We start from the raw sequence: 24115 nt of genomic DNA, 5'->3' as shown, positions 1-24115 counted from the left end.
CAGCAGTAAAGTTATGATGATGAACTTGCGCTTACTACGGAAGCTTTCCAAATTCGGAAAGTTGATAGTTAACTAAGAGTTATTTACTAAAATATCTTTGAAAATATTACATCCTGAAAGATGATATTCTCCATATGAAGGATAGTATTCTCTATAATTTCACTGACGCTTAATCAAAACAACATCAATTTTTATTCGATAAAATTTATTAATAGAGCTGTTGGGCTTTGTTGCGTGAATCATTTGTGGGGTATCACTATTCTCTCCTTTCGGTTATAGAGAGTGCAATGAGAACAGGTATACCTAGCCAAGTTTCGCTGGTTCCATTGGTGTATAAATCTGCGGTGTCAATAAAATTACCACCAGCATCAACGTAGGTGTTAAACATTTGTTGTGCATCGCAATCACAATCAGTTTTACCAATACTTTTCTTATAATTAAAATATTTCTCATGAACCAGGTAGATTACCTCCGCATTAGTTTAATCGATCGCTGTAACTTCCGGTGCCAGTACTGTATGCCAGAAGGGACGGAGTTAGATTACATTTTCAAACAAAATTTATTAACAGATGAGGAATTACTTACCCTAATTACAGAGGTATTTATCCCCGTTGGTTTTACTCGCTTTCGTTTGACTGGGGGAGAACCCTTATTACGTCCTCAGGTGGTGGAGTTGGTCAGAAACATTGCTTCTCTTCCCGAAACTCAAGATATGTCAATGACCACCAATGGCTTTTTACTTGCTCCCATAGCACAAAGCCTCTATGATGCTGGACTAAAACGGATTAATATTAGCCTTGATTCCCTCGACGCAGATACTTTTGACCTAATTATCGGTAATCGTGGTCGAGGACGTTGGCAAGCCGTTTGGGAGGGGATTCAAGCTGCTTATCAAGTGGGCTTCAATCCCTTAAAATTGAATGTGGTGGTAATTCCTGGTGTTAATGATAGTGAAATCCTTGATTTAGCTGCATTAACCATTGACAAGCAATGGCATGTCCGCTTTATTGAATTTATGCCCATAGGTAACGGTGATTTATTTAGCGATCGCGGTTGGATCTCTTCAGAAGAATTACGCCAACGCATCCGCAACCGTTGGGGATTGACAGAATCTCAGGTTCGTGGTAACGGCCCAGCAGATATTTTCCAAATTCCAGGAGCGAAGGGAACACTGGGATTTATTAGTCAAATGTCAGAATGTTTTTGCGATCGCTGCAATCGAATGCGCCTCAGTGCCGATGGTTGGCTGCGTCCTTGTTTATTAAATGAAACTGGTCAAATTGACTTAAAGGGTGCTCTGAATGGAGGGGTGAGCACTGCTGAATTACGCCAGCAGATCAAGCATTTATTAACAATCAAGCCAGAAATTAATTTTAAACAGCGAGATTCTGGAAATAGTACAGGAATTTATACCCGTACCATGTCACAAATCGGGGGTTAGGAGTTGGTAGTTGGTAGTTGTTAGTTGATGGTTGATAGTTGGTAGTTGGTAGTTGTTAGTTGATGGTTGATAGTTGGTAGTTGGTAGTTGATGGTTGGTAGTTGGTAGTTGGTAGTTGTTAGTTGATGGTTGACGGTTGACAGTTAACTATCAAAATTTCTTCTCCTTGTCCCCCTGCTCCCTGCTCCCTGCTCCCTGCTCCCTACTCCCTACTCCCCACACTTCTTTCACTCCTTCTCTCCTACCCTTCGGGAAGCCCTACGGGTTGCGCCACTTGCTTTAAGCCGGGGAACCCGTCCAACGCAGTGGCTTACCGCTCTCCGAGCGTCTACACTCCTAAATGTAGAGACGCGCCATACTGCGTCTCCACAAATCTGAGCTTAAGCCATCCGTGAATAGTATTCCACCACGAGTAGCTCATTAACTTGTAGCGCCACCCATTCACGCTCAACGACACCGTTAACTTTGCCCTCCAGTTTATTTTTATCAAACTCCAAATGACTGGGAAGGTTTGCTAAACCAGGATATTGCAAGTTTGTTTCTACCAACTGGCGAGATTTATTTTGGTTTCTAACTCCAATCATTTCACCAGGACGGCATTGGTAGCTAGCAATATCCACTACTTTGCCATTAACAGTCACGTGACCATGATTCACTAATTGACGGGCTCCGGGGATGGTGGGAGCCATTCCTAACCGGAAAATAGTGTTATCTAAGCGCATTTCCAGTAATTGCAGCAAAACTTGTCCAGTAGAACCTGTTACCCGTCTTGCTTTACGGACATAACGCAGTAATTGGCTCTCGCTCAAACCATAGTTAAAACGGAGCTTTTGCTTTTCTTCTAGACGAATAGCATATTCAGAACGCTTTTTGCGATTCTGGCCATGTTGACCAGGGGGATAAGCACGTCTAGCACTTTTACGAGTTAATCCTGGTAATTCACCTAGGCGACGTGTAATTCTAAGACGAGGTCCTCTATATCGGGACATGAGATTCCTTAACTAATCCTGTTTAAACTTTACCCAAATAGCTTATTTTAGCATTCATTGCCAATTTTGCATAATAAATTAGGTGCTTATTATTGTAAGTAAGTCGGCACAATAAAACCAAACTATGTGAAGAATAGTAAATAAGCCTAAAACCCTTGTTCCCCCTGCTCCCTGCTCCCTGCCCCCTGCCTTATCCAAACGATAATTTTTTACGCCAACCTACTTAAATATTTAAAGGGTATTGTTAAAGTATTTTGTTTTTAAAGTATTTTGTTTGCCATTTCTCTCAAGTAATATGAGATAGCATAATCACCTTGGGTGTTTGGAGAACGGAAAAATGTTAAATCAAAAAAATATCTTGTCAGTTAGTTTTAAAGGAATATGCTTGTCAGCCTTCACAATGGTGCCGTGGTTTACCACATATGTACCCGCACAAGCAGCTATGACTTCTTTTAGGGATTATCGCCTTTGTGCATATCAATTGCTAAAAACCGGCATTACAGAGGAAAATGCCTCTAAAGCCTGTGCTGATGCCCTATATCCTCAAGATGTATCTGCCTGCGTCATCAAAATTGAGCAAAAAACAAAATTAGCGCCTGAAAATATCCTTAATACTTGTGAAAAGGCACGTCGTCCCAAAGATTTGGCTCAATGTGTAAATGGTATTAGCCATAATCTTGAAGAAAGTGTTAAGTCAGCAGCTTTGGATTACTGTGGTCGGAGTTTGCTACCAGTTAGATTTGCTGGTTGTGTAGTCGGTTTACGAGCAGGAATTAAATTGGAGCCGATCAAAGCAATGGATACTTGTATTGATGCCAGTGATTTAATTAGCAATACCGAACCTTCTTTTATCCCAGCAGGTCAGGAAACGCAAAAAGTGGTTCCTAATTTTGAAATTCAACCAACTCCAGAAAATACGGAAACAACCCCAGAAAACACAGAACAAAAATAGTCATCCCTTTGATTGCCCCTCCCAGCCTAAAGGCGAGGGGATTCTAAAAGGATACTACTTACTAGACGGATTCAAACCGCGATGCTTTGCTTCTGATTAGCTGTCACCCAGATGTATCCGGGTGGGGTGATTCAAAGCACCCCTACACACTCTAATGCGGCGGAAAACTCTTATGTAATTCTGGTTCACTTTTGAATCTTATTACTAGATCAAGTCATCTTTTTTTCCAAACACCATCTGTAAAATCATGTGAGTTCCGCCTTCTTCATGGTACTTATCTGCCCAATCACGGATAATTTCATCTAGTTCTGACATTGCTTGTTCTAGTTTTTCTGGAAGAATATCCATTTCTTCTAAAACTCGCATGACTTTCCCCTTCCGTTCCGCCCAGTCTTTCATCATGCGGAAATACCGAGCAGTATCCTCTACCATAATGTAGGTACGTTCTTGCTCATCTACTGGTGAATAGAAAGGACGAGCTAGGGCATAAAAAGGCATTCCCCAAGGAGAGTCAACCCGGAGTACTGTACCTGAATAAAGCAACCGTCGCTTGATATGCTCTGCTAAGGCTTCACTCAAAGGCATCTGGTGCTCTTGTGGTAAATCCTCTTGCGATCGCTTGTGCAGAAATTCGATCAATTCCAGAAACTCAAAGGATGTGATTAAGTGAGCATCTGGTAAATCACCAGGCAGTTTCTGCTCAATTTGTCTTTTTTCATCACTTGTCAAACTAGTTCCAGGAATCCGGGAACGTCCAGGCACCCAAGGATACTTTTCTAACCAAACATAGGGGAATTGAATTAGATACCGTGGTTCTTGGGAACCCAGCATCTTCAGTAATTTCCCTTCTGTTAATGCCTGCCTGACTTCTTCAACAATGGCTTTGACTCGCTTTGGTTCCAGGTGATGCAAATGACCTGTCATGCGTAGGTTTTGACCCTGCTCAAGATAGGTCATATAAATTGCACATTTTGCGGCTGTAGCCGCTGCATCTAAAAATGCCCCGTGTCTATGCCCACTAGTCCGCATAGCACTAAAAGCCAGATAAAGCATGATCTGATCCATTGCACTGGGACCAAGGCGTTTGATCAGATCTATGTCGTTACTCATATTACAGACAATTAAATATCACTTTTACAACTTTGTCAGTCAAATTAAAGTAAATAGTATACACCTGAGTTGAATTTCTGTCTCTACTTAAAAATAATTCATTATGGTTTACAAATTCATTTATGGCTAGTAGTGTTCGCAGATATTAATGTGTTTTATCATACACATACCTGTAGGAGAAATTTGTTCATAATTTAGCACTTCTAAATATGTAGCTATTTATTCACCTCATTTAGTAGAGATAGTAGGGTATGAGCTTGGTATATCTGGGTTTTTCTGGGAATAGCAAATGGCAAATAATTTAGGTGATTTATCATACTGTATCTTTTTTTAACAAAAATATACATTATGTTAGAAATAATTATTTGCTTTCAAAAAAATGAGTAATAATTTTTCTTTATAGTGGTTTATATTACTTGCATATTGTTGTGAATTACGTAGCTAAAACTTAGTTAACTTATTGTTATGTATATCACTATTTTCATTAAGTTTATGGGGAACTCAGTAATGGATGTCCAATCTTAACAATAGTGAGTGTAAAAAATATGTATTGATGCATACATATTTTAGGAAGTGGAGAGCACATGTATAAATTTTTATATTTGAGAAGATTTGACTTGATGGGTGCGAATTTTTTCAAAACTAACAGCTGCTGCTCCAAAAGTGAGTAATAAGATGCCTAGGATCTGTAAAGGCTGTAAACTTTCCTGAATAATTAAGCCAGCAAAAATTACCGTAATTGCGGGGACAGTCGCACCGATAAGAGCAGAACGGGACGCGCCTAATTTGCGAATACCAAAATTATTAAATAAATAGCCACAAAGGGTCAGCATTCCTAAAATAAAGGCAGTTAAGATTATTTCTAAAATTTTATTGGTGTTTATCTGAAGGCTCAAGCTATTGATCGGGAAAAATGGTAACACCATTAAACCAATGAAACAGAAAAGAAGAATAGTAGCAAAATTAACTAGTGTGAATGCTACAGGATGTATTTTACTGGCACATATACGGGTTAAAACGACATAAAAAGCAAACATTATACCCGCAGTTATGGCACTAATACTACCCAAAAACAGATCACCTGTATCAGTTGTTGCCACCCCTGCTAAAACTAACAACTCACCCAGGAAAATAGTACTGATGGTAATTGCCCGGAAAGGAGTGGGAAAATCACGGAAGAGGAACCAGGAAAGCAAGGAACTGATGGTGGGATAGATGAAAAATAGGGCGATCGCCATACCCACAGATACTTGACCAATGGCAATATAAATTAGTACCTGAGATAAGAATAAAAAGCATCCACTGAGTATTGATAATACCAACGTCTTTTTCCCATTGTTGTTATTACTGTTGCTTTTGAAAGAATCAACCAAATTTTGTAAATCTCGCCATACCCGTGGATAAAGTATCGGAGCTAACACCAATATTAATGGCATTACTACCAGCATCCTCAACATTAAGATTAATAAGGAATTGCCCAAAGTGGGTGAAATTAATTGTTCTACTTCAAAAACTCCAAAAATCTGGGACACTGGTTGAAACATCACCCGAATAGCAACGTTGTATAGGGCAGATACAAGGGTTGACAACAAAATTAGGAATAAACCTTGGGGTTTTTGCCACAAACTTGCCATTATCTGGGAAAATCCCGGTGGTGATGCTGTTGCTGGATGGGGAGGAATTGTAGGAGGAGTAATACTGGAGGAGTCACTTTCCTGGTTGTTACTTTTTGGAAGTGATGTAGATTCTGGAGTTACTGTTTGAGATGACCAATGATCTGTGGAAATGCTAGTAGGTGGGGTTTCATCGGTTTGAATTACCGTTGGTATATCTCCCAAAGATGGATTTGATGGGGTCTGTGGTGGTGTTTCCGTTGTCGATGTCGGTGGGGTTTCATCAGTTTGAATCACCGTTGGTATACCCCCCAAAGATGGATTTGATGGGGTCTGTGGTGGTGTTTCCGTTGTCGGTGTCAGTGGTAGTTCATCGGTTTGAATTACCGTTGGTATACCCCCCAAAGGTAAATCGGGTTGGATAACTGTTGGTGAACCTCCTAGGGATGGTGGGGATTGTATTTCAGTAAAAATGCTAGTATCTGAGGCTAAGGCATTTTTTTCTAATTCCTTGCGAAGACGATTCACCAACTCAACCAAAATTAATTCTCCCTGTTGCTGTTGATTTTGCATTCGGGACAATTGCTGGGAAAGGCTATTCTGATAGTTTTTTAGTTCTTGTTGTAGGGAACGAATTGTAATAGTTAGTGTGTTGTCTAAACTACCGATAATTTTCTCAATATTCTCCTGTTGATGGGGTAGCTGGCTGGGTTCATTTTTCTCAGGAGTCGATATTGTTCCTTGATTTGCTAACTTTTCCAGGGAATTATTTAACTGAGAGGAAATGTGGTTGGCTAAAACTTGTCCTAGTTGGCGCACTAAAACTTGTTGTTCGTTAATTTGCCGACCTCTTTGCAAGTCATCTTTTTCTGTTTGCAAGCGTTGAATATCATCTGTCAAGCGGGTCTTTTCTCCTTGTAGCCGCTTTACATCTTCCTGTAAAGACTTGAGTAAAGTTCGCTGAATAATTTGTAATTCTTCTGTTACAATCCTCAAGGCGCTATCTGCGTCTCCCAAGGGATCGCCTTTTTTATGTGATTTTTCCGATCGCTGCTCAAATCGACCCATGAATGTGTAATCCTCTGACCTGTTGACAATCGAGTAGTTTTTTGTAAACTAGATTGGCGCTTACATTCTCAACTATTTTCTGTATTTTGTCAGATCGATAAAAAATTTTAAATAATACCATTTTAGATTTTGGATTTTAGATTCCTTGGGGGGATACAGGGGGTTGGATTTTAAAAGAACTGCTACATACGCTTTTCTTGCTTTCCATCTGTTGCAATCATTTTTAACAACGGATAGTTTACTTTTAAAATTGGTACCAGCTTGTTTAAAATTTATTTGTTATATATAGATATCCTATATAACCCGAGTTATTGATTTAATCAGAAAACTTTCATAAATTTCTAGGTTATGAGGAGGTGAGGTAATGATGAGCTAAAAAACATCACTCCCCACACTCCCTCTCTCCCTCTCAATCTAATGCCCTAGGGATAAATTAAAATTTTATAGGTGTCTGCTGTCGGTGCGATCGCTTGTTCTACTGCTTGAGATAGGTCTTTTAAGGGGTAGCGATCGCTAATTAGGGCTTTGACATCAATTCGATGATTAAAGACGATGTCAGCAGCTAAATTCTGCAAGCGATAGGATGAACTGTAACTACCCATCAAGTCAATTTCCCGTCGGTAAAGAATATTGGGATTGATCGGAATTTCCACTTGATCTGGGAATTCAGCGAAAAAGAGAATTTTTCCTCCCTTACGGGTACAATCTAAAGCCTGGAAAAAAGCCTTATCACTGGGAACCGCTAACAAGGTGACATCCACACCCATACCATTGGTCAATCCCTGAATTTTAGCTGCTAAGTCTGGATCACGGGCATCAAAAGCGGCTTCGGCACCAACTTCTAAGGCTTTCTCTATTCTGGAAGGAAGTAAATCAGTAGCGATCGCCTTTCCCCCAAAATATTTTACCAGCATGACAAACATTAAGCCAATTGGCCCTGCACCAGTGATTAAAACTGTTTGTCCGGGAGCAATTTGAGCTTTTTTGACTGCTTTCAGACAGCAGTTAGTGGGTTCTACAAAACTGGCTTCTTCAAAACTAATATCATCGGGGATAGGAATTAACCCTCCATTCTCCACAATATGTCCGGGAACCTTGACATATTCAGCAAAGCCCCCACCACTGGGAGCAAATCCGGCTGTTGTGACGATATTTTTATAGGTATCGCACATGGAAAAATTATCATTCATGCAGTAAGCACAACGCATACAGGGGATGTGGTGCATTACCGCTACCCGTTGTCCTACTTGCCATTTTTTCACATCTGCACCCACCGCAGTGATGATTCCTGCTGTTTCATGTCCAAAGACGCGCGGGGGTTCGTAGAGGGGATAAAGAATTTTTTTAATATCTGATTGACATAATCCTACGACTCGCACTTGTACCAGTACCTCATCTGCTTCTAGGTTGGGTACGGGTAGTTCTTCGTAAGACAGTTGCTTAACGCCTCTAAATACTTGTGCTTTCACGTTGATTGCTCATGGTTCAACGATTATAGATGTAACATTTAGTGGTGTGGTTTGGGCTATGATTTTTCTGCGAACTCTTTTTCTAATTCTTTCTCAAATATTTGGAACGCCTTGATGTCTTCAGAAGAAAGATTTCCTCGCACTTCATCATTCTCAAGTCGCATAATTTCACCTCTGTGATTTTTCGCAGTAATTGTGAATATTTGACCTTTTTGCCAAAGCCGGTATCTTTCTCCCTCAAGATATCGAACACCTTCTGGTGCTAACCTTCCCAGCTTATTTAAAGCTTTTTTGGCTATTTGGAAAACAGTATCACTGTATTCGCTTAACAGAATGCTATTAGTAAATTTCGGCACTCTGTTATTTTTTTCCAACTTGTTAAGTAACTCAATAACAGTCAGTGGTGGATTCTTAAGATCCTTAGATTGTTGCCTAATGACCTGTATCATTTTCTCTGGGAATAATTCATCCAAGTGAACCAAAAAATCATCTGGATGCCAAGCCTCGATCTTATAAGGGATCAAAGCCTCTGCTGGAAAGTGTTTTAAGTTGGAAGTGACAATTACCTCAGCTTTAGCAATGATAGCAGCAGCGACAACATGGCGATCGCCTGGATCGTTATTCATCACTGCAACTAATTCTGATGGTACTTCTACCATTGCTTCTGGGAAATGCATCTTCAGCATTTGTTGAAAACGTGCTGCTTTGTCATCTGTTATCCTCCCTTTTCTCACAAGATTACGAGTAGCACCATCAAGAATTTCCTGTGAAAAATAAACTTGGTATAACTCTGCTTCAGCAGCACGCAGTAGAGTATCACGCAAAGGCATGGGGTAAAGCACACAGGAATCCAAAATGACAGATGGATTAGTCATATTACTCGTCTAATTCACAACTATCCTCATCATAAAACCCCTCTTCTTGAAGGAATTGCGTCATTTCTTTCATACCTTCTCGACGCTTTAAATTTCGTTGTTCTTTATACTCCATCACATCCTGAAAATTTACACGCCGATGGGAACCTACTTTGATGTAATCAATTTCCCCCTGTTTCAATAACTTGATTAGATAGGGACGGGAAACATTGAGAAAATCAGCGGCTTCCTGGGTGGTCATTTCGCGGTTTTGAGGGACTATAGATATAGCCTTACCTAACGCCATCGCATGAACAACTTCACGCAGCACTTGATAAACAGGCTCCGGGATGGGAATTTGTTGTCCGTTAGCTGCTACTAGTTTTCCTTGGGAAGGTTCTTGTTCTAGTAGACATTCCAACCGCTTAATAGATTCTGTATCTTTAAGAGGCTCTACGGGCAAGTTATGCTTTACCATGATACTCGCCTTTCCTTTCTTGATTTTTATTGTTGCGATAGAGCATTGATGCTATTCGCATATATCTGTATTAACTAAATAATTAAATATTATAGTATTACATAAACGAAATATCCGAAATATTTAAATAATTTATCTTGTCTAAACTCGCCCATTCAGGCACAATATCTCCACACAGGATGAGGTTTGACGGATGGTTGAGCAAACATACACAGCCGATGTGTTAGTGGTGGGTGGAGGAACAGGAGGAACCGCAGCAGCCATCCAAGCAGCACGCAGAGGGGCAAAAACCATCCTTGTAAGTGAATTTACCTGGTTGGGGGGAATGTTAACCTCTGCGGGGGTTCCTGCACCAGATGGGAATGAATTAGAGGCATTTCAAACTGGTTTATGGGGTGCATTCATTAAGGAATTACAACACCGTCAACCAGGAGGACTGAATAATAGTTGGGTTAGCTGTTTTAGTTTCGATCCCCGTATAGGAGCACATATCTTCGCCGATTGGGTGCAAGAATTGCCTAATCTACACTGGATTGCTGGATATGTGCCCTTAGAAGTATTAAAGCAGGGAAGTTGTGTAACTGGTGTTCGATTTGCAGATTTTACCGTCAACGCCAAAATTACCCTTGATGGAACCGAATTAGGGGATTTATTAGCCTTAGGAGATATACCTCATCGTTGGGGTTGGGAATTACAGTCTGAATGGGGAGAACCGAGCGCACCAATTGCATTTAATTCTCTCACTAAAAAATACCCCGTGCAATCCCCTACATGGGTGGTAATCATCCAGGATTTTGGTATGGATATTGCTCCAGAGATTCCTCCAGCACCCAATTACAATGAATCATTATTTACTGGTGCTTGGGATAACTATGGTGCAGATCAATTTTTGAATTATGGACGCTTACCCGGTGGTCTGTTTATGATCAATTGGCCAATCTGTGGTAATGATTATGGAGAGGAAATTGGGCGCATAATTGAGTCAAGGGAGAAGAAACGGGTATTTTTACAAGAATGCTATTGGCATAGCCAAAATTTTGCCCATTTTATCCAAAAGCAACTTGGTAGACGTTACGGTTTAGCAAATCATATTTTTCCTCAAATCCAAAACTCCCAGACTGCTTTCGCGCTCCATCCCTACTACCGAGAAAGCCGACGCTTAATCGGATTAACTATCATTCGCGAACAAGATATTTTACCGATCCCAGAGGGTAAGGTTGCTGCTTTACATCCAGATGCGATCGCCATCGGTAATTATCCCAATGATCACCATTACCCAGGGATTCAATTTCAGTTACAACCAAAATCTATCCGTTGGGGAGGACGTTGGACGGGAACCCCATTTACTATTCCCTACCGCAGTTTGATCCCGGTAACAAATAATGGTTTATTAGTATGTGAAAAAAATATTTCCGTATCTCACATTGCCAATGGTGCAACCAGATTACAACCTGTAGTCATGGGTACTGGTCAAGCTGCGGGAATGGCTGCGGCTATGTGTACTCAGATGAATCTTCAACCAAGAGATTTGCCCCCAAGAGAGCTACAGATGGCTTTAATACAAGACACGGAAGCATCGCCAATGGCAATTGTTCCCTTATTTAATTTATCTCCAGCTCACCCACAATGGTTATACTGGCAGCAATACTACTTAGAACATTTAGATACATACCCTTCTAGTGGAGACTGTGATAATTTATTCTATCTTCAATATTATTACGGTAATGAGAATACCGTGTTACCACATAAACTTGATTGTTTTACGGGCTTGTTCATGTACTTAGATGAGCAAAATTACAGATTCCAGATTATCACTCCGAGGGAACATGAAGGCAAGATTTACCAGTTAATAAACCTAATAGCTCATATTGAGCTAAAGCTACAATCCTTAACTGATAAGCAACAGATAACAATTTACGGTCGTCTTAATTCTGCTGGTGGCTGGTTACAGGTTGAATATATAGATAAGTAACGGCAAAATATCACTCAAGTAAAAAAAAATACTTTTAGTGATTTGTCCGGATGCAGTAAAAGAAACTAAGTATCAGTGAAGTGGAGAGTTTCAAAATAAACATTTGCTATGCGTGCTTCCATTTTACTGTTCGTCACTACCGTCGTTTTTGGTTCTGTGAACTTGAACTATCTGCAAAATCAAGAAGTATCATTTTTCAGTGATTCCGAGAGTACTACTTTAGCAGCATACGGAAACCAAAAATGTCATAAAAATGGACAACAAAAATGCCAGTATAAAGGATATAGAGGTAGCGGTAGACGCAATATCTATCGCCTTTAAACAATGGCAATAGTGTAGTAATGATACTTTAATTGAGTCACGAGAGCATAATACAAGTTTTTGGACATGAAATGTCTTCTAGAGAATATCATTGGTAAAATATAAACAGGGTGCAATCTTTATTACTTGTATTAAACTCTATGGTAATTCAATATAGCTTTTGACATTAATGTTGTAGTAACTTTCGCACCCAGCATGTGCACATTTAAGTAATATATGCAAACATATATTTTCAGTGAATGTCCTCCTCTGGAACATTGACTTTTATTAGCATCCAATCAAACAATTAATTTTGCATCTAAATCTATCAGGGTTAAGTAAGTAAGCAATCCCAAAAGCCTGATTTATCCTAAAAAGTACGGTTCGGTTATCTATATTATAACCACTGTAGATATTTTCTATCTATTCCTATTTATAGTTCAGTTTTCTGTTGTGTATATTTGTATCACACAGTAATTTTAATGTTCCCTTTTTTCTGACTCGGGTAAACATTGTGCTATTAGCTCATACTATTTTGGATTTTAGACTTCGTCGTGAGCGCTCAGTCGGACGATTTTGGATTGAAAATCACCTTATATAGCATGGGCTTTAGCATCCATCTTTCCTATTCTTTTTGCAAATTAGCAACAGTGCTTGTATTTTTCATACTAAGTGTTATCTTTGGATTGGTCTCATACCATTTCCATATGAAGATGCACATTATTAACCTGCGAAGGTAGGTTTAGTTTGTATAGCCCCAGGCTTACACTCTGTGAAAATTAGATGCAGCCTCGTAGAGAATTGGTATCACATCGATCAAAAATTATTTATATAAATTTTCCAGCTCCCCTCAATAGTGTTTTTGAGGGGTTTGAGGTATTTGGGTATTCCTTGGCTGACAACGAATATCATGAGAGTGCTTTTAACTACCGCAATCCAACAAAAACTGACAGAGTTGGGTTTCACTTCGCAAACGCCAATGGCTATATTCGCAAACTACACCAACTTCATACTAATTTGAAAAATACTTGGGACAGATGGAAAGAAACAAAGCTTATGTAGTAAATCTTTCACAATCTAAAATCATTCGATGGCTCTACTAAGCGCTCGCCGAATGTCTGAGCGCTCACGACGAAGTCCAAAATCCAAAATTGTGTGGCTGTTGCTAATTTCTGTAATAATTTGAAATCTTAGCTCTAGATTATGGAACAAAATCGCTATCCTAGAGTGAGAACAGGAAAATATCACAATAATGAGTTTTAACAACCTTCAACTGAATATCTCCCATCTTTTATCCAACTTACGTCCCTGGCTCACTTTATTTATAGTTGTGTGGTTATTGGGGTCTTTAGGGTTGGGATGGCTAGTAAATTCCTTACTCATTTTGGTAGGGTTACTGTTTTTAGCACCAATTGTCTTGTTTTTTGGTTTTCGTTGGTGGATACAGCAGAATTTAATTAGCGATCGCTGTCCTGTCTGTGGTTATGGAGTAACTGGTTTAAATAATACACAGTTACAATGTTCTAATTGTGGAGAACAATTATTTATACAGGAAAGGCAAATTCAGCGATTTACGCCAGAAGGTACTATCGATGTAAATGCAATTGAAGTTCCTTCCCAATCTATGGAAGATTCGTAGTATTTAACCAACTATTGAATCTCTTCAATAAAATAATGATTTTTGCTTTCACTGCATTAATATTCTACCAATCCAAAATCCAAAATCGTCATGCAATTTTGGATTTGGGAATTGTAAATGAACCAAAAATAAATTTGGCATATGCTGAAATTCAAGCATCTAAAATTGGAATTACTGGATATTATTTCTTTTGTCCCGAAATAGAGAGGGTGTAATTTGGGTTTGCCTTAATTAATTGACCTATGGAAAGGCTATAGTCTCCTTTTGGGAAGAATCCAGACATTGTTGGTTTGTTTCCAGAATAAGCATCAGGAAGTACACAAAACTTGCCTCCAGGTCCATCAATTAATAAGGTAGGTTTACCTTCACTTTCAACAGTTAAGCGCAAATATGGTAACGATTTCTTTAATCTGAGTATTTGATGGGGAGTGGCTGGTATATTACCACAATTACTGGAAACTGTCCCCCCAGATTTTCCAGTCACAATTAATGGATCTTTTGCTAGTTTAGAATCAATTTGTAAAATTCCTGCTGTTACTGACTGACCCAGAAAAAATAGCCAAGTTACCATCAATATTGCTGGAAATATCATTAATAATGTCTTCGGTTTCATAATAATTATGTTAGATAAGGTCGTGAGAACGCAACTAATTAATATATTCTGACTTGTTAGACGATATTCCAGATTTTTTTGTTTCTGGATCTACTGTATCAACTTTTTCAAAATAATTTCTGCATCACTTAGTTAAACAGGTGTGAATATCAAGTAAATAACCATAGAATCTAAACAAATGAAAATAAAGGTAAGATTCCATAAATGAGCATCAAAATAATTTCTGCTTGCTTGTTAAGTCAGACTCCTGACTACTGAATTACTATCCTAGTAATTTCAGAACACAATCACATCCATTCTAGTAATATTACTGTCATGCATGGTTAAAAAAACATCTATCTCTTACCTAATAAATACTCATTACCAGGTTTTCTCTTGGAATTGCATAAGTTTCTTGACTGAGGTAAAAAATACTGATGACTAATGAATCAGAAAGAGAGTTACAACAACGCCTACAGAACCTAGAGGCAGAAATTAATTCTGCATCTGTACCAGATTATCAAGTACATAAAATTCCTAATACTGATCCCGCCAACTTCACTAGTACAGATGTTCATATAAGGCGAATTGTGCAATGGTTTAAGGGTCTATCTAAAACTGCACAAGTAGTAGTGTGTGGAGTAGGCTTTTTAGCTAGCTTGACTATGTTGCAGGCCCTATTCAAGCTAGTAAGTGCTGTCATTAGTTTGGCAATCTTGGCAGTATTGCTATACCTTGGATACAAATTTATTGTATCCAAGAGTTTGAAAGGTAAGTAATATTCAAACCCTACGGGTGTGGCATATTAATACAAAAATTTCAAGGGAATTATTTCATGGCAACCCCAATTATGAGGAGAAATACTAATCAATCCAACCAGCCCAGTACAACGGGAAAATCGAATCTACTGCCTTTGCCAACTAGACGTTTTGCAGCTTGGGCGGTGGAATTTACTTTATTAGTTGTGAGCGGGTTGGTTCCCTTTGGTATTGGGGTATACGCCAATTCCAAGAGCGATCTCAATCGTGTTCCATTGCACCCAGTCTTAGTAGTTACAGAAAAAGCGATCGCTTATCCTCTAGCATTACCGGTCAGTTATGGAACCCGGAATGTTGCTTGGGTAACAAATTTTTTCTGGTCATTAGCTATTTTAGCTCCCCTAGGTGTTTCCGGATGGCAATTGTATTTACTGGCAAAAACTGGTAGTACTACCCCCAAACGCTGGTTTGGAGTCCGAGTGGTTAACAAACAGGGTATGGCACCAGGAATATTAGCAGTGGGACAACGGGAATTAATCGGTCGCTGGACAGTGCCTATATCCCTAACTTATATTCTTTGGCGTAATAGCTTTGCCTTTCCAAATTTAGGGGTATTCATGATTATCACTGCCCTAATCTGGTTAGCAGATGGCACTGGTGTGACCAAACGTAAACCCATGCGTGCTTGGCATGATCGCTTGGCGGGAACTTACACCATTGATGCCACCCTTCCTTTTATACCAGAGCAACTCGGTAGACAAGAACAATGGACAGATTCAGATGAAGAAGAGGCGATCGCCTCCATTGTCATCACCCCAGAATCACAGCCAGAATCAAGTCCCAAACCTTCCATTTGGCAGGGTCTTCAGAAATATCCCAGTGTCACCTTGATTGGTGCTGCCATCGCTAGCATTACTCTGGTTTTAGGAACACTGATAAGTACTCAAGTTTACACTCAAGTTCAGCAAAATCGCAGAGCAGCCCAACAGCGTAACAGTCAACAATTTATATCTCTACTCCAACCATTAAGTCCCAAATCTCGGGCTAGTGATGAGGAAAAACGTAGCGCCATTTTAGCTATGGGAACCCTTGATAACCCCCAGGCAAACCAGTTTTTAGTAGACTTACTAGTCAAAGAAGCGAATAACCCCAGGTTAAGTAATACCATTGAACAAGCTTTAGTGAACTTGGGTCTTAAGGTGATCCCCGATTTAAAACGTGCCAATCAATTTCTTTCCAGCCAATTAAGGACGAGGAAAAATCTTTCTGCCCAAGAAAAAGCATTAAAAAAACGAGGTTTGCAGGTTAATATCCAAGCAATCAACAAAATTTTAGCAGTACATAGTGGTAATACTTATAATGCCGACCTTAGTCGAGTTCAATTAGTTACCAATAGTGCAAAAACACCAAACTTAAAAATCATCTTAGACAAAGTTGATGTCTGGGGAATCAACTTTAAATACGCCAACCTGAGTCAAGCCAGTTTTAAAGGTAGTCGCTTTCGAGGAGCAGGTAAAGATGGGCGTTGGGATACCTATGATGATTGGATTACTGATTTAAGTGGCGCTGAAATGCAACGGGCAGATTTGACAGATGCCAATCTCAGTCGTGTGTTGATGGTGCGAACCAATCTCAGCCGAGCCACCCTCAATCGAGCAAATTTATTCAATGCTCGCATGGTAAATGCCAATCTCAGTAGCTCTCGACTAGTGGGAGCAGATTTACGGGGTGCTGTATTAGAAAATGCCAGTCTTACAGGAGCAGATTTAGGAGATGCTAAATTAAACGAAGCCGATTTATATGGAGCAAGGCTAGGAAGAGTAATCGCCATCGGCAGCCAATTATCCCATGCCAACTTAACCAACACCAATTGGCAAGCCGCAGATTTATCCGGTGCTGATTTACATCATGCTAACTTGCGGAATGCTAACCTCAGTGCTAGTCGCCTCAAAGGTGCTATTTTAAGCTATGCCAATCTGGAAAATGCTAAATTCCGGAATGCAGACCTCAGTCTAGCTGATTTACGAGGAGCTAATCTCACAGGAGCAGATTTTCAAGGGGCAATTCTCACCTCTGGTAAATCAAATCCAGCAGATAAATTTGTCCGAACTCCAACTTTAGGATCGGAGTCCGCAGTAGTCCAAGGAGTGGATTTCACTCAAGTAAAAAATTTAGACCCCAGACAAGTGGCTTACATTTGTACTCAAGGTGCTCTCCATCCCCGATGTCCTTAAATAAGTAATAAGTAATAAGTAGGGCTTGCTGAAAAAGTCTTTTGGTGGGGGTAGGGAGTAGGGAGTAGGGAGTGGGGAGTAGTTCCAGCCCCTTTATTTCTATTCTTTTTGCCAGAAAAAATAACAGATGCAAGGATTTTAAACCTAAAATCCTAATTTCCTTGCACGCCCTTCCCCAATAAAATAGTCTCAAAGCATTGATAAATCAATATTTTTCAGTTATTCAGCAGACCCTAAGTAAGAAGTAATAAGTAAAAAGTAAGAAGGAGATTTCTAGAATTGGAATGATTACGGAAACTGACAAGTCCTTGTCACTGATAAAATTATCAATCACCTGACTTATACCATTTCTCTAAATCCTGGCTACAAATAATTCTACCCCTGCTCCCTGCCCCCCTGCTGTTCATGCGTAGCTTTATTTTGGAGAATTGATATTATTACTTACTTGTTATTTGCCGACTTGAAGCGACTGCTATCTACCCTTAAGCTTTACTATAACGGCAGTCCTTTCCCAGGAAAAGGGATAGAAAATGTGAACAAGATGAGTTATGACTATGGAAAGTAGTGTGAGGAGTGACATCACCATGAAATGGCAAAATTTAGTTTCAGGGTTAGTAGCTAGTGTATCCTTAATTGCGATCGCTAATATTCAACCAGCATCAGCACAAGTTGCATATGGTAGCTATGTGGGTGTTGGTCCTACTGTGGGGATTACTAAAGATTCCCAGGTGGGAGGAGTTGTCGCGGCTCGTTATAAACTACTGAGAACCCCTGTTTCCTTCCGTGCTCAAGCCCTCATAGGTAAAAGTACTGCCGTAGTTCCCACCGTTTCTTATGATGTACCACTTAATTGGCAAACTGACGCTTATTTAGGAGCAGGACTAGTATTAGCTGGTGGTGATACAGCTTCTCCTGTGGGCAATAAAGTTAGTTTTGCTTTACAGCCCGGTGTGGATTATGTGGTTCCCAATAGCAATACTGTAATTTTTGGGAATGCGATTATTGCTTTTGATGCTTATCGTGATAGTAATGCTACCGCTTTCTCGATTCAAGGTGGAGTCGGTTTAAGATTTTAATGTTTCACTGCTAGAACAATTAAAGCATTGACAATTGCTGCTGCGACAGGGGAACCACCCTTACGTCCTTTGACAAGCACCTGATTCACCGGTGCTTGTGCTAATGCAGTCTTAGATTCCACCACAGAAATAAAACCAACGGGAGCGCCAATTACTAAAGCAGGTAATACAGATGCAGTTGCTAACTCAGAGCAAAGTGCTAATAAAGCAGTGGGAGCATTACCAATCACAAAAATTGCCTCTGGGAATTGACGATAACATTGCAATAAACCTGTTTCTGTGCGGGTTTTTCCTGGAAGTGCATCCTGAGTAACTTCCACAGCACTAATTAACTGATTACCAAAAGTTCGAGCCAATAACCCTGCTATTCCTTGTTTTACCATCCCCACATCAGTAATGATTGGCACTCCCTGGATAATTGCTTCAATTCCAGATGCGATCGCATGGGGAGAAAACTCCAGTAATTGTTTAAAATCAAAATCAGCAGTACTGTGAATCACCCGACGGACGATTTCATATTCTTGAGGGGAAAAGCTGTGTTCGCCAATTTCATCATCAATCATGGCGAAACTCCGTTCCATGATGGGATGGATGGTTAATTTTATATTCTTCTGGGGAAATAAAGTTTCTGGTGGATTCTCAGATTTCGAGGAACCATTCATCTAGCACCCTCTCGATAATGTTAAGGTGGGCAATGCCCACCCTACCAAAAAATCAGGGATATTTAACTAGCCACAACTTCAATATTGACTTTTGCTGTCACATCCGAATGTAGCTTAATTTCTGCTTCATAGGTGCCCAAACTACTGATATCGGGAATGGTAATACCCCGTCTATCCACTTCCATATTCAGAGAACCTTGGATTACATCTGCCACATCTTGGGTGGTAACAGTACCAAAAATTGATTCTGCTTCACCAGCTTGTTTAGCAATTTTAAACGCACCAGCTTTTTCCAAAATAGCTTGTTGCTCTAATGCTTGTTGCTTCAATTCCAACTGACGTTGGCGTTCCTTTTCTCGCTTACGTTCTACCTGTTTGAGAATACCAGGGGTAGCAGCAATTGCCAAATTTTTGGGAACCAGATAATTACGTGCATAACCTGGAGCAACTTCTACCAAGTCGCCGAATTTTCCCAGCTTGCTGATATCTTGATTTAAAACTAACTGTATACGTTTACTTTTCGCCATTTTTACTCTTTATTTTCTATAAAACTGTCTGAGCTTGGGTGTTAGCAGGATAGGCACATGGTAGCTTTATCCCAAAAATTAGGAAGCTTATACCCTAAAGCCTAAAGATTCTAGCTAAATTCGAGGGGCGATCGCAACCCATTCTCTATTCTGCTTGCAATATGAGGAACAGGGGGTGAGGGAAAAAAGTGTGGGGAGTGTGGGAGGTGTGGGGAGTGTGGGGAGTGATTTTTTGGATACTTAGCTAGAAATCCCACCCAAAATTTCGTTCACCCAGAAACAGGGGAGGAGTTAAGGATGTTGCGATAAAGCAATTTCATTATCAGGAATAAAAATACCTCTTCCCGATTCCCGAATCCCCATTCCCCATTTTCATAAAAGTTACATACAAACATAAGTATATGGGTTAAATGTAGTTAAAATTACTTTTTAACTTGAATATTTAAGAGAGTATTATATTCTTCAAGGGAATAGAATAAAGGTTCTATGCTTTGAGTCCTGGTTGCTGATGCTTGTGAATTAGGGGTAATGAGATTGTGAATATAATACTACACATTAACAAGTGTCTATCGTGGATTATACATATATTGAGAAGCAAAAGTACTCAATACGTTTATGTAGAGACTGTATTAACTTATAGATTGTTAGACATTTTGGGAATGATGTGTGGGTTTTATATGCAAAACTTGTGGTCAAAACAAAAGCACAGTAGCATTAACAACCATATCTGATCAACAGCCGCCATATGTCTTTGCATGATGAAGTTTAGCATCCAAAAGCTGACATTATTATTTGTATTGGCATTAGTAGTGGTTTGTACTAATACTGCCATTTTCTACGGCAATACAATTGATTTAATCCATAACCAGAAAGCAGTTAACTCTTCCTATGAGGTAATCGCTCAATTGGGAAATTTCTTGTCTAATTTTCAGGATACAGAAATAGCCCAGCGTAATTATTTACTTACCGCAGATATTGATGATTTGCAAACCTATGACAAGGCAAAACAAAATACTAGCAAAAGTCTTGACAAACTACGGGTTTTAGCTGCTAATTCCGCCCAGAAAAAACAATGGTTGCTTTTATTGAGGCAAAAAGTTAATCAACGTTTAGATATCCTGCAAGCAGAAGTAGAAGCACGAAAATACAAGGGATGGAATGGGGTATTAACACTAATTAAATCTCAGCAACATCGGGATAAAAGTCAACCGATTCAAACCTGGCTGGAAAAGTATTTAACAGAGGAACAAGATTTACTACAAAAAAAAGTTAAGCGATCGCAAGCTAATTTTAACAAAAATATGGCGGTGTTTTTCATTGCCACTGCTGTTGATATAGCTTTAGTGATTTTACTTTACCAGTTGCTCAGGGATTACATTATTCGACTCAAATGTACAGAATTAGCCCTACGCCAAAGTGAGAATCGTTTGCGGGCGATGATTGATGCGGAACCAGAATGTATTCAATTAATTGCCAAGAACGGTATTCTCTTAGAAATAAATACATTTGGTGTAGAACTGATGGAGGTGGAAAGTGCGGATATTTTAGTTGGACAATCAGTTTATCGGGCAATTGTACCAGAATATAGAAAAGCTTTTGCCTTTTTGCATCAAAGGGTATGTCAAGGACATAAAGGGAGTTTACAATTTGAGATTGTAGGATTTCAAGGTACTCGTCGCTGGGTGGAAAGTCATGCTGTACCTTTACCTAATGAGATCGACGGAGAATTTTTGCACTTAGCTGTGACACGAGATATTACTCAGCAAAAATTAGCAGAACAAAAAATTAGCGAACAAGCAGCACTGTTAGATATTGCTGTGGATGCTATTTTAGTTCAGGATATGGATGGTGCTATCTTATTTTGGAATCAAGGAGCAGCTAAAATTTATCATTGGCAGCCACAGGAAGCTTTGGGTATAAAAGCTCGCCATTTACTATACCAAGAAACATCAACCCAATGGCAAGATGTCAAATCAAAAGTCATGCACCATGGCTCATGGCTAGGGGAATTGTCCCAAATAACTAAAGAAGGTGAAGAAATTATTGTTGAAAGTCGCTGGACTTTAGTCAGGGACGACAATGGTAATCCCAAATCCATGTTTATTGTCAATACAGAAATTACCCAGAAAAAGCAATTAGAGATACAATTATTGCGATCGCAACGTTTGGAAAGTATTGGCACCTTAGCTGGGGGAATTGCCCATGATTTAAATAATGTCCTGTCTCCAATTTTAATGTCAGTACAGATGTTGCGGATGAAACTCCCCCAGCAGCAGCATCAACAATTACTACAAATGCTAGAAAATAATGTTAAACGAGGTGCTAGTCTCGTTCAACAAGTATTATCTTTTGCCCGTGGTGTAGAAGGTAAACGTACCATAATCCAAGTAAAACAGCTACTAGCAGAAATCGAGCAAATTATTACCCAAACATTTCCCAAATCAATTATTTGTCACGCAAACATCGAAACAGATTTGTGGATGATTTCTGGGGATCCTACCCAGATACATCAGGTGTTCATGAATCTAGTTGTTAATGCCCGTGATGCTATGCCTGATGGTGGGTATTTACGTATTTATGCTGAGAATAGAGTGATTGATGAACAATATGCTCACAGCAATATAGATGCTAAGGCTGGTAATTATATTTTAATTACAGTGGAAGATACAGGTATGGGTATACCCATTACCGTTCAAGAACGTATATTTGAACCTTTCTTTACCACAAAAACAGTGGGTAAAGGTACAGGTTTGGGACTTTCCACTGCACTAGGTATTATTAAAAATCATGGTGGCTTTGTGAATATGCATAGCTGCGAAGGTAAAGGTACCCAATTTCAGATTTATTTGCCTTCCTTAACTAAAAGCGAAGTTCCACCTCCCTGTCGAGCTATTATTCCCCTCAATGGTAGGAGTGAATTAATTTTAGTAGTGGATGACGAAGCCGTAATTCGGGAAATTACCAGATCATCTTTAGAACAACATAATTATCGCGTCCTGACAGCTAAGGATGGGGTTGAGGCTGTTTCCTTGTATGCACAACACCAACAAGATATTAGCTTAGTGTTATTGGATATGCTCATGCCTCATTTAGATGGAACAATAGCTATCCGCACCCTACAAAAAATTAATCCCCATGTCAAAATTATTGCCATCAGTGGACTAATTTGCGATCGCAAAATTGCCGAGGTTCAAGATATGGGAGTCAAAGCTGTTTTATCTAAACCCTGTACGGCACAGGAATTGTTAAGAACCATTAATACAGTCAACTATGGATAATACAATTTTGGATTTTAGATTTTAGATTTTGGATTGAGCCTATGTCTAAAGTCAGGCGTAGGGCTATACAAACTAGTCACTCATGGACAATATTTTGTTCACAACCAAACATGAAAACCCTTGTTCCCTCCTGTCCTCTGCCCCCTGCTCCCTGCTCCCTGCTCCCTGCCAGATAAAGGGCGCAAGGCTTGCGCCCAACTTTCCTCATCAGTCATCAGTTTGTGGTGTCACTAGACTGGCGGTTTGGGTATGACTATCCCAGACTACCCAGCCTAACTTGGGATCTAAATCCACAGGATTATCTGTCACTTTAAAGTACAACTTATTGCTACCCTTCGGTTCAATGGCAAAGTCAGCATTTTGGGCGTAAACAACCTTAAAGCCCCTATCCCGAAGACAATACATAGCCCAAGCTTTCAGTGATTGTCTAGCTGGTTCGTGGGGGATTGGTGGTTTAGCGATCGCCTCAGCAATAACTTGATATATTTGCATAATATAAGTACCTGTGCAAAGCTAATTAACTTAATATTCTATCTGGCGAGGGAATAGGGAAAATTGAATTCAGAATTAGTTGCGAATCTTTTCTAGTATGTTGCGAAGTTTAAAGACTGGTTAAGTTCAGTTAAAGGGGGTTACAGCATCTGCTTTTATTTGTTAAATTAACAATCAAGACACCAGACAAGGCGCAATCAAAACCAACAAGCAAAGGCTAGTGAAAATTAGGTGTCTCCCCTCAGTAGCCTAACCAAGTGAAAGCATAAACTAATTAAGTGGCAATTTCCCTCGGTATGTGATGGGAAGCCAAATCCCAAAGCGGAAAAACATAGATGTGCTAGCTTGGATGTGATAATGTCCACCTACTTGTAAACTTGTCCATCTATTTCTTCTATTACTAACTTAACAATAAGAACAATTTGCTCACTAATGAATTTACCGAACCCGGTCGCACTCGATCGGGTTTTCGAGTATTTTTATATACATAATCCTGAATTGTCAATTCAAACACAGAATACAATAGGAAAGATAGTACCGGATGTAGATGTTCAAAGTCAGTTAATGGCTAATAGCTTTTTAGAATTCTGGGTTTATCTACGCTGTCAAGT

Annotated in this window: 20 protein-coding genes; 9 read left to right on the top strand and 11 right to left on the bottom strand. The window is 39.6% G+C overall.

Annotated features, from left to right (window positions below; all coding sequences use genetic code 11):
• Positions 1 to 256: 256 nt before the first annotated feature.
• On the bottom strand, positions 257 to 388 hold the full coding sequence (locus CALSC_RS26080; RefSeq protein ID WP_235006880.1) for an aldo/keto reductase: 132 nt from the start codon (positions 386 to 388) through the stop codon (positions 257 to 259).
• Between the two features lie 63 nt (positions 389 to 451).
• Here CALSC_RS26080 and moaA point away from each other — a divergent pair, with 63 nt between their 5' ends.
• A complete protein-coding gene (gene moaA, locus CALSC_RS21350; protein WP_088243283.1) occupies positions 452 to 1441 on the top strand; it encodes a GTP 3',8-cyclase MoaA in 990 nt (329 codons plus the stop codon).
• A 380-nt stretch (positions 1442 to 1821) separates the two neighbouring features.
• Here moaA and rpsD read toward each other — a convergent pair whose 3' ends face one another.
• The gene (gene rpsD / locus CALSC_RS21345) at positions 1822 to 2430 is read right to left on the bottom strand and encodes a 30S ribosomal protein S4 (RefSeq protein ID WP_088243282.1); all 609 of its coding nucleotides are present in this window, start codon (positions 2428 to 2430) and stop codon (positions 1822 to 1824) included.
• A 337-nt stretch (positions 2431 to 2767) separates the two neighbouring features.
• On the opposite strand from rpsD, the gene CALSC_RS21340 reads away from it, so the two are divergent.
• Positions 2768 to 3382, top strand: coding sequence for a hypothetical protein (locus CALSC_RS21340; protein WP_088243281.1), 615 nt, complete (start codon positions 2768 to 2770; stop codon positions 3380 to 3382).
• A gap of 204 nt (positions 3383 to 3586) precedes the next feature.
• On the opposite strand, the gene hetR is transcribed toward CALSC_RS21340, so the two are convergent.
• From hetR to CALSC_RS21315, 5 genes are all read right to left on the bottom strand, one after another.
• A complete protein-coding gene (gene hetR, locus CALSC_RS21335) occupies positions 3587 to 4492 on the bottom strand; it encodes a heterocyst differentiation master regulator HetR (protein WP_088243280.1) in 906 nt (301 codons plus the stop codon).
• A gap of 596 nt (positions 4493 to 5088) precedes the next feature.
• Positions 5089 to 7173, bottom strand: a complete 2085-nt coding sequence (locus tag CALSC_RS21330) for an EamA family transporter (RefSeq protein ID WP_088243279.1) — start codon at positions 7171 to 7173, stop codon at positions 5089 to 5091.
• 422 nt (positions 7174 to 7595) lie between these two features.
• Positions 7596 to 8642 carry a zinc-dependent dehydrogenase gene (locus tag CALSC_RS21325; RefSeq protein ID WP_088243278.1) on the bottom strand — a complete coding sequence of 349 codons (1047 nt, stop codon included), beginning with the start codon at positions 8640 to 8642 and terminating at the stop codon, positions 7596 to 7598.
• Positions 8643 to 8698: 56 nt separating this feature from the next.
• Positions 8699 to 9517, bottom strand: coding sequence for a PIN domain-containing protein (locus tag CALSC_RS21320; RefSeq protein ID WP_088243277.1), 819 nt, complete (start codon positions 9515 to 9517; stop codon positions 8699 to 8701).
• 1 nt (position 9518) lies between these two features.
• A complete protein-coding gene (locus CALSC_RS21315) occupies positions 9519 to 9974 on the bottom strand; it encodes a helix-turn-helix domain-containing protein (protein WP_088243276.1) in 456 nt (151 codons plus the stop codon).
• A gap of 193 nt (positions 9975 to 10167) precedes the next feature.
• On the opposite strand from CALSC_RS21315, the gene CALSC_RS21310 reads away from it, so the two are divergent.
• The 3 genes from CALSC_RS21310 (at position 10168) to CALSC_RS21300 (ending at position 13885) form a co-directional block, all read left to right on the top strand.
• Entirely contained in the window at positions 10168 to 11946 is a 1779-nt protein-coding gene (locus CALSC_RS21310; protein ID WP_088243275.1) for an FAD-dependent oxidoreductase, read from the top strand.
• Positions 11947 to 12054: 108 nt separating this feature from the next.
• Positions 12055 to 12267, top strand: coding sequence for a heterocyst-inhibiting protein PatX (patX, locus tag CALSC_RS26075; protein ID WP_143288331.1), 213 nt, complete (start codon positions 12055 to 12057; stop codon positions 12265 to 12267).
• A 1231-nt stretch (positions 12268 to 13498) separates the two neighbouring features.
• Positions 13499 to 13885 carry a hypothetical protein gene (locus tag CALSC_RS21300; protein ID WP_088243273.1) on the top strand — a complete coding sequence of 129 codons (387 nt, stop codon included), beginning with the start codon at positions 13499 to 13501 and terminating at the stop codon, positions 13883 to 13885.
• Positions 13886 to 14066: 181 nt separating this feature from the next.
• Here the strand turns inward: CALSC_RS21300 and CALSC_RS21290 are convergent, their stop codons facing one another.
• On the bottom strand, positions 14067 to 14498 hold the full coding sequence (locus tag CALSC_RS21290) for a hypothetical protein (RefSeq protein WP_088243271.1): 432 nt from the start codon (positions 14496 to 14498) through the stop codon (positions 14067 to 14069).
• Positions 14499 to 14914: 416 nt separating this feature from the next.
• Here CALSC_RS21290 and CALSC_RS21285 point away from each other — a divergent pair, with 416 nt between their 5' ends.
• The 3 genes from CALSC_RS21285 (at position 14915) to CALSC_RS21275 (ending at position 18545) form a co-directional block, all read left to right on the top strand.
• Positions 14915 to 15256 (top strand): hypothetical protein, encoded by a 342-nt coding sequence (locus CALSC_RS21285; protein WP_088243270.1) that lies wholly within the window; start codon positions 14915 to 14917, stop codon positions 15254 to 15256.
• Between the two features lie 56 nt (positions 15257 to 15312).
• Positions 15313 to 17469, top strand: coding sequence for a pentapeptide repeat-containing protein (locus CALSC_RS21280; protein ID WP_088243269.1), 2157 nt, complete (start codon positions 15313 to 15315; stop codon positions 17467 to 17469).
• A gap of 584 nt (positions 17470 to 18053) precedes the next feature.
• Positions 18054 to 18545, top strand: coding sequence for a hypothetical protein (locus tag CALSC_RS21275; protein WP_088243268.1), 492 nt, complete (start codon positions 18054 to 18056; stop codon positions 18543 to 18545).
• Here the strand turns inward: CALSC_RS21275 and CALSC_RS21270 are convergent.
• Entirely contained in the window at positions 18542 to 19207 is a 666-nt protein-coding gene (locus CALSC_RS21270; RefSeq protein WP_088243267.1) for a precorrin-8X methylmutase, read from the bottom strand. The genes CALSC_RS21275 and CALSC_RS21270 overlap by 4 nt on opposite strands.
• 62 nt (positions 19208 to 19269) lie before the next feature.
• A complete protein-coding gene (rplI, locus tag CALSC_RS21265) occupies positions 19270 to 19734 on the bottom strand; it encodes a 50S ribosomal protein L9 (protein ID WP_088243266.1) in 465 nt (154 codons plus the stop codon).
• 755 nt (positions 19735 to 20489) lie between these two features.
• Between rplI and CALSC_RS21260 the strand changes: the two genes are divergently transcribed.
• Complete coding sequence (locus tag CALSC_RS21260) at positions 20490 to 23012, top strand: PAS domain S-box protein (protein WP_200817702.1); 2523 nt, start codon at positions 20490 to 20492, stop codon at positions 23010 to 23012.
• A gap of 207 nt (positions 23013 to 23219) precedes the next feature.
• On the opposite strand, the gene CALSC_RS21255 is transcribed toward CALSC_RS21260, so the two are convergent.
• Positions 23220 to 23504: a hypothetical protein gene (locus tag CALSC_RS21255; RefSeq protein WP_088243264.1), complete on the bottom strand. Its 285-nt coding sequence runs from the start codon at positions 23502 to 23504 to the stop codon at positions 23220 to 23222.
• Positions 23505 to 24115 lie beyond the last annotated feature (611 nt).

It is taken from the genome of Calothrix rhizosoleniae SC01, assembly GCF_900185595.1.
GTDB lineage: Bacteria > Cyanobacteriota > Cyanobacteriia > Cyanobacteriales > Nostocaceae > Calothrix_A > Calothrix_A rhizosoleniae.
This window is presented reverse-complemented; position numbering and strand designations above follow the sequence as displayed.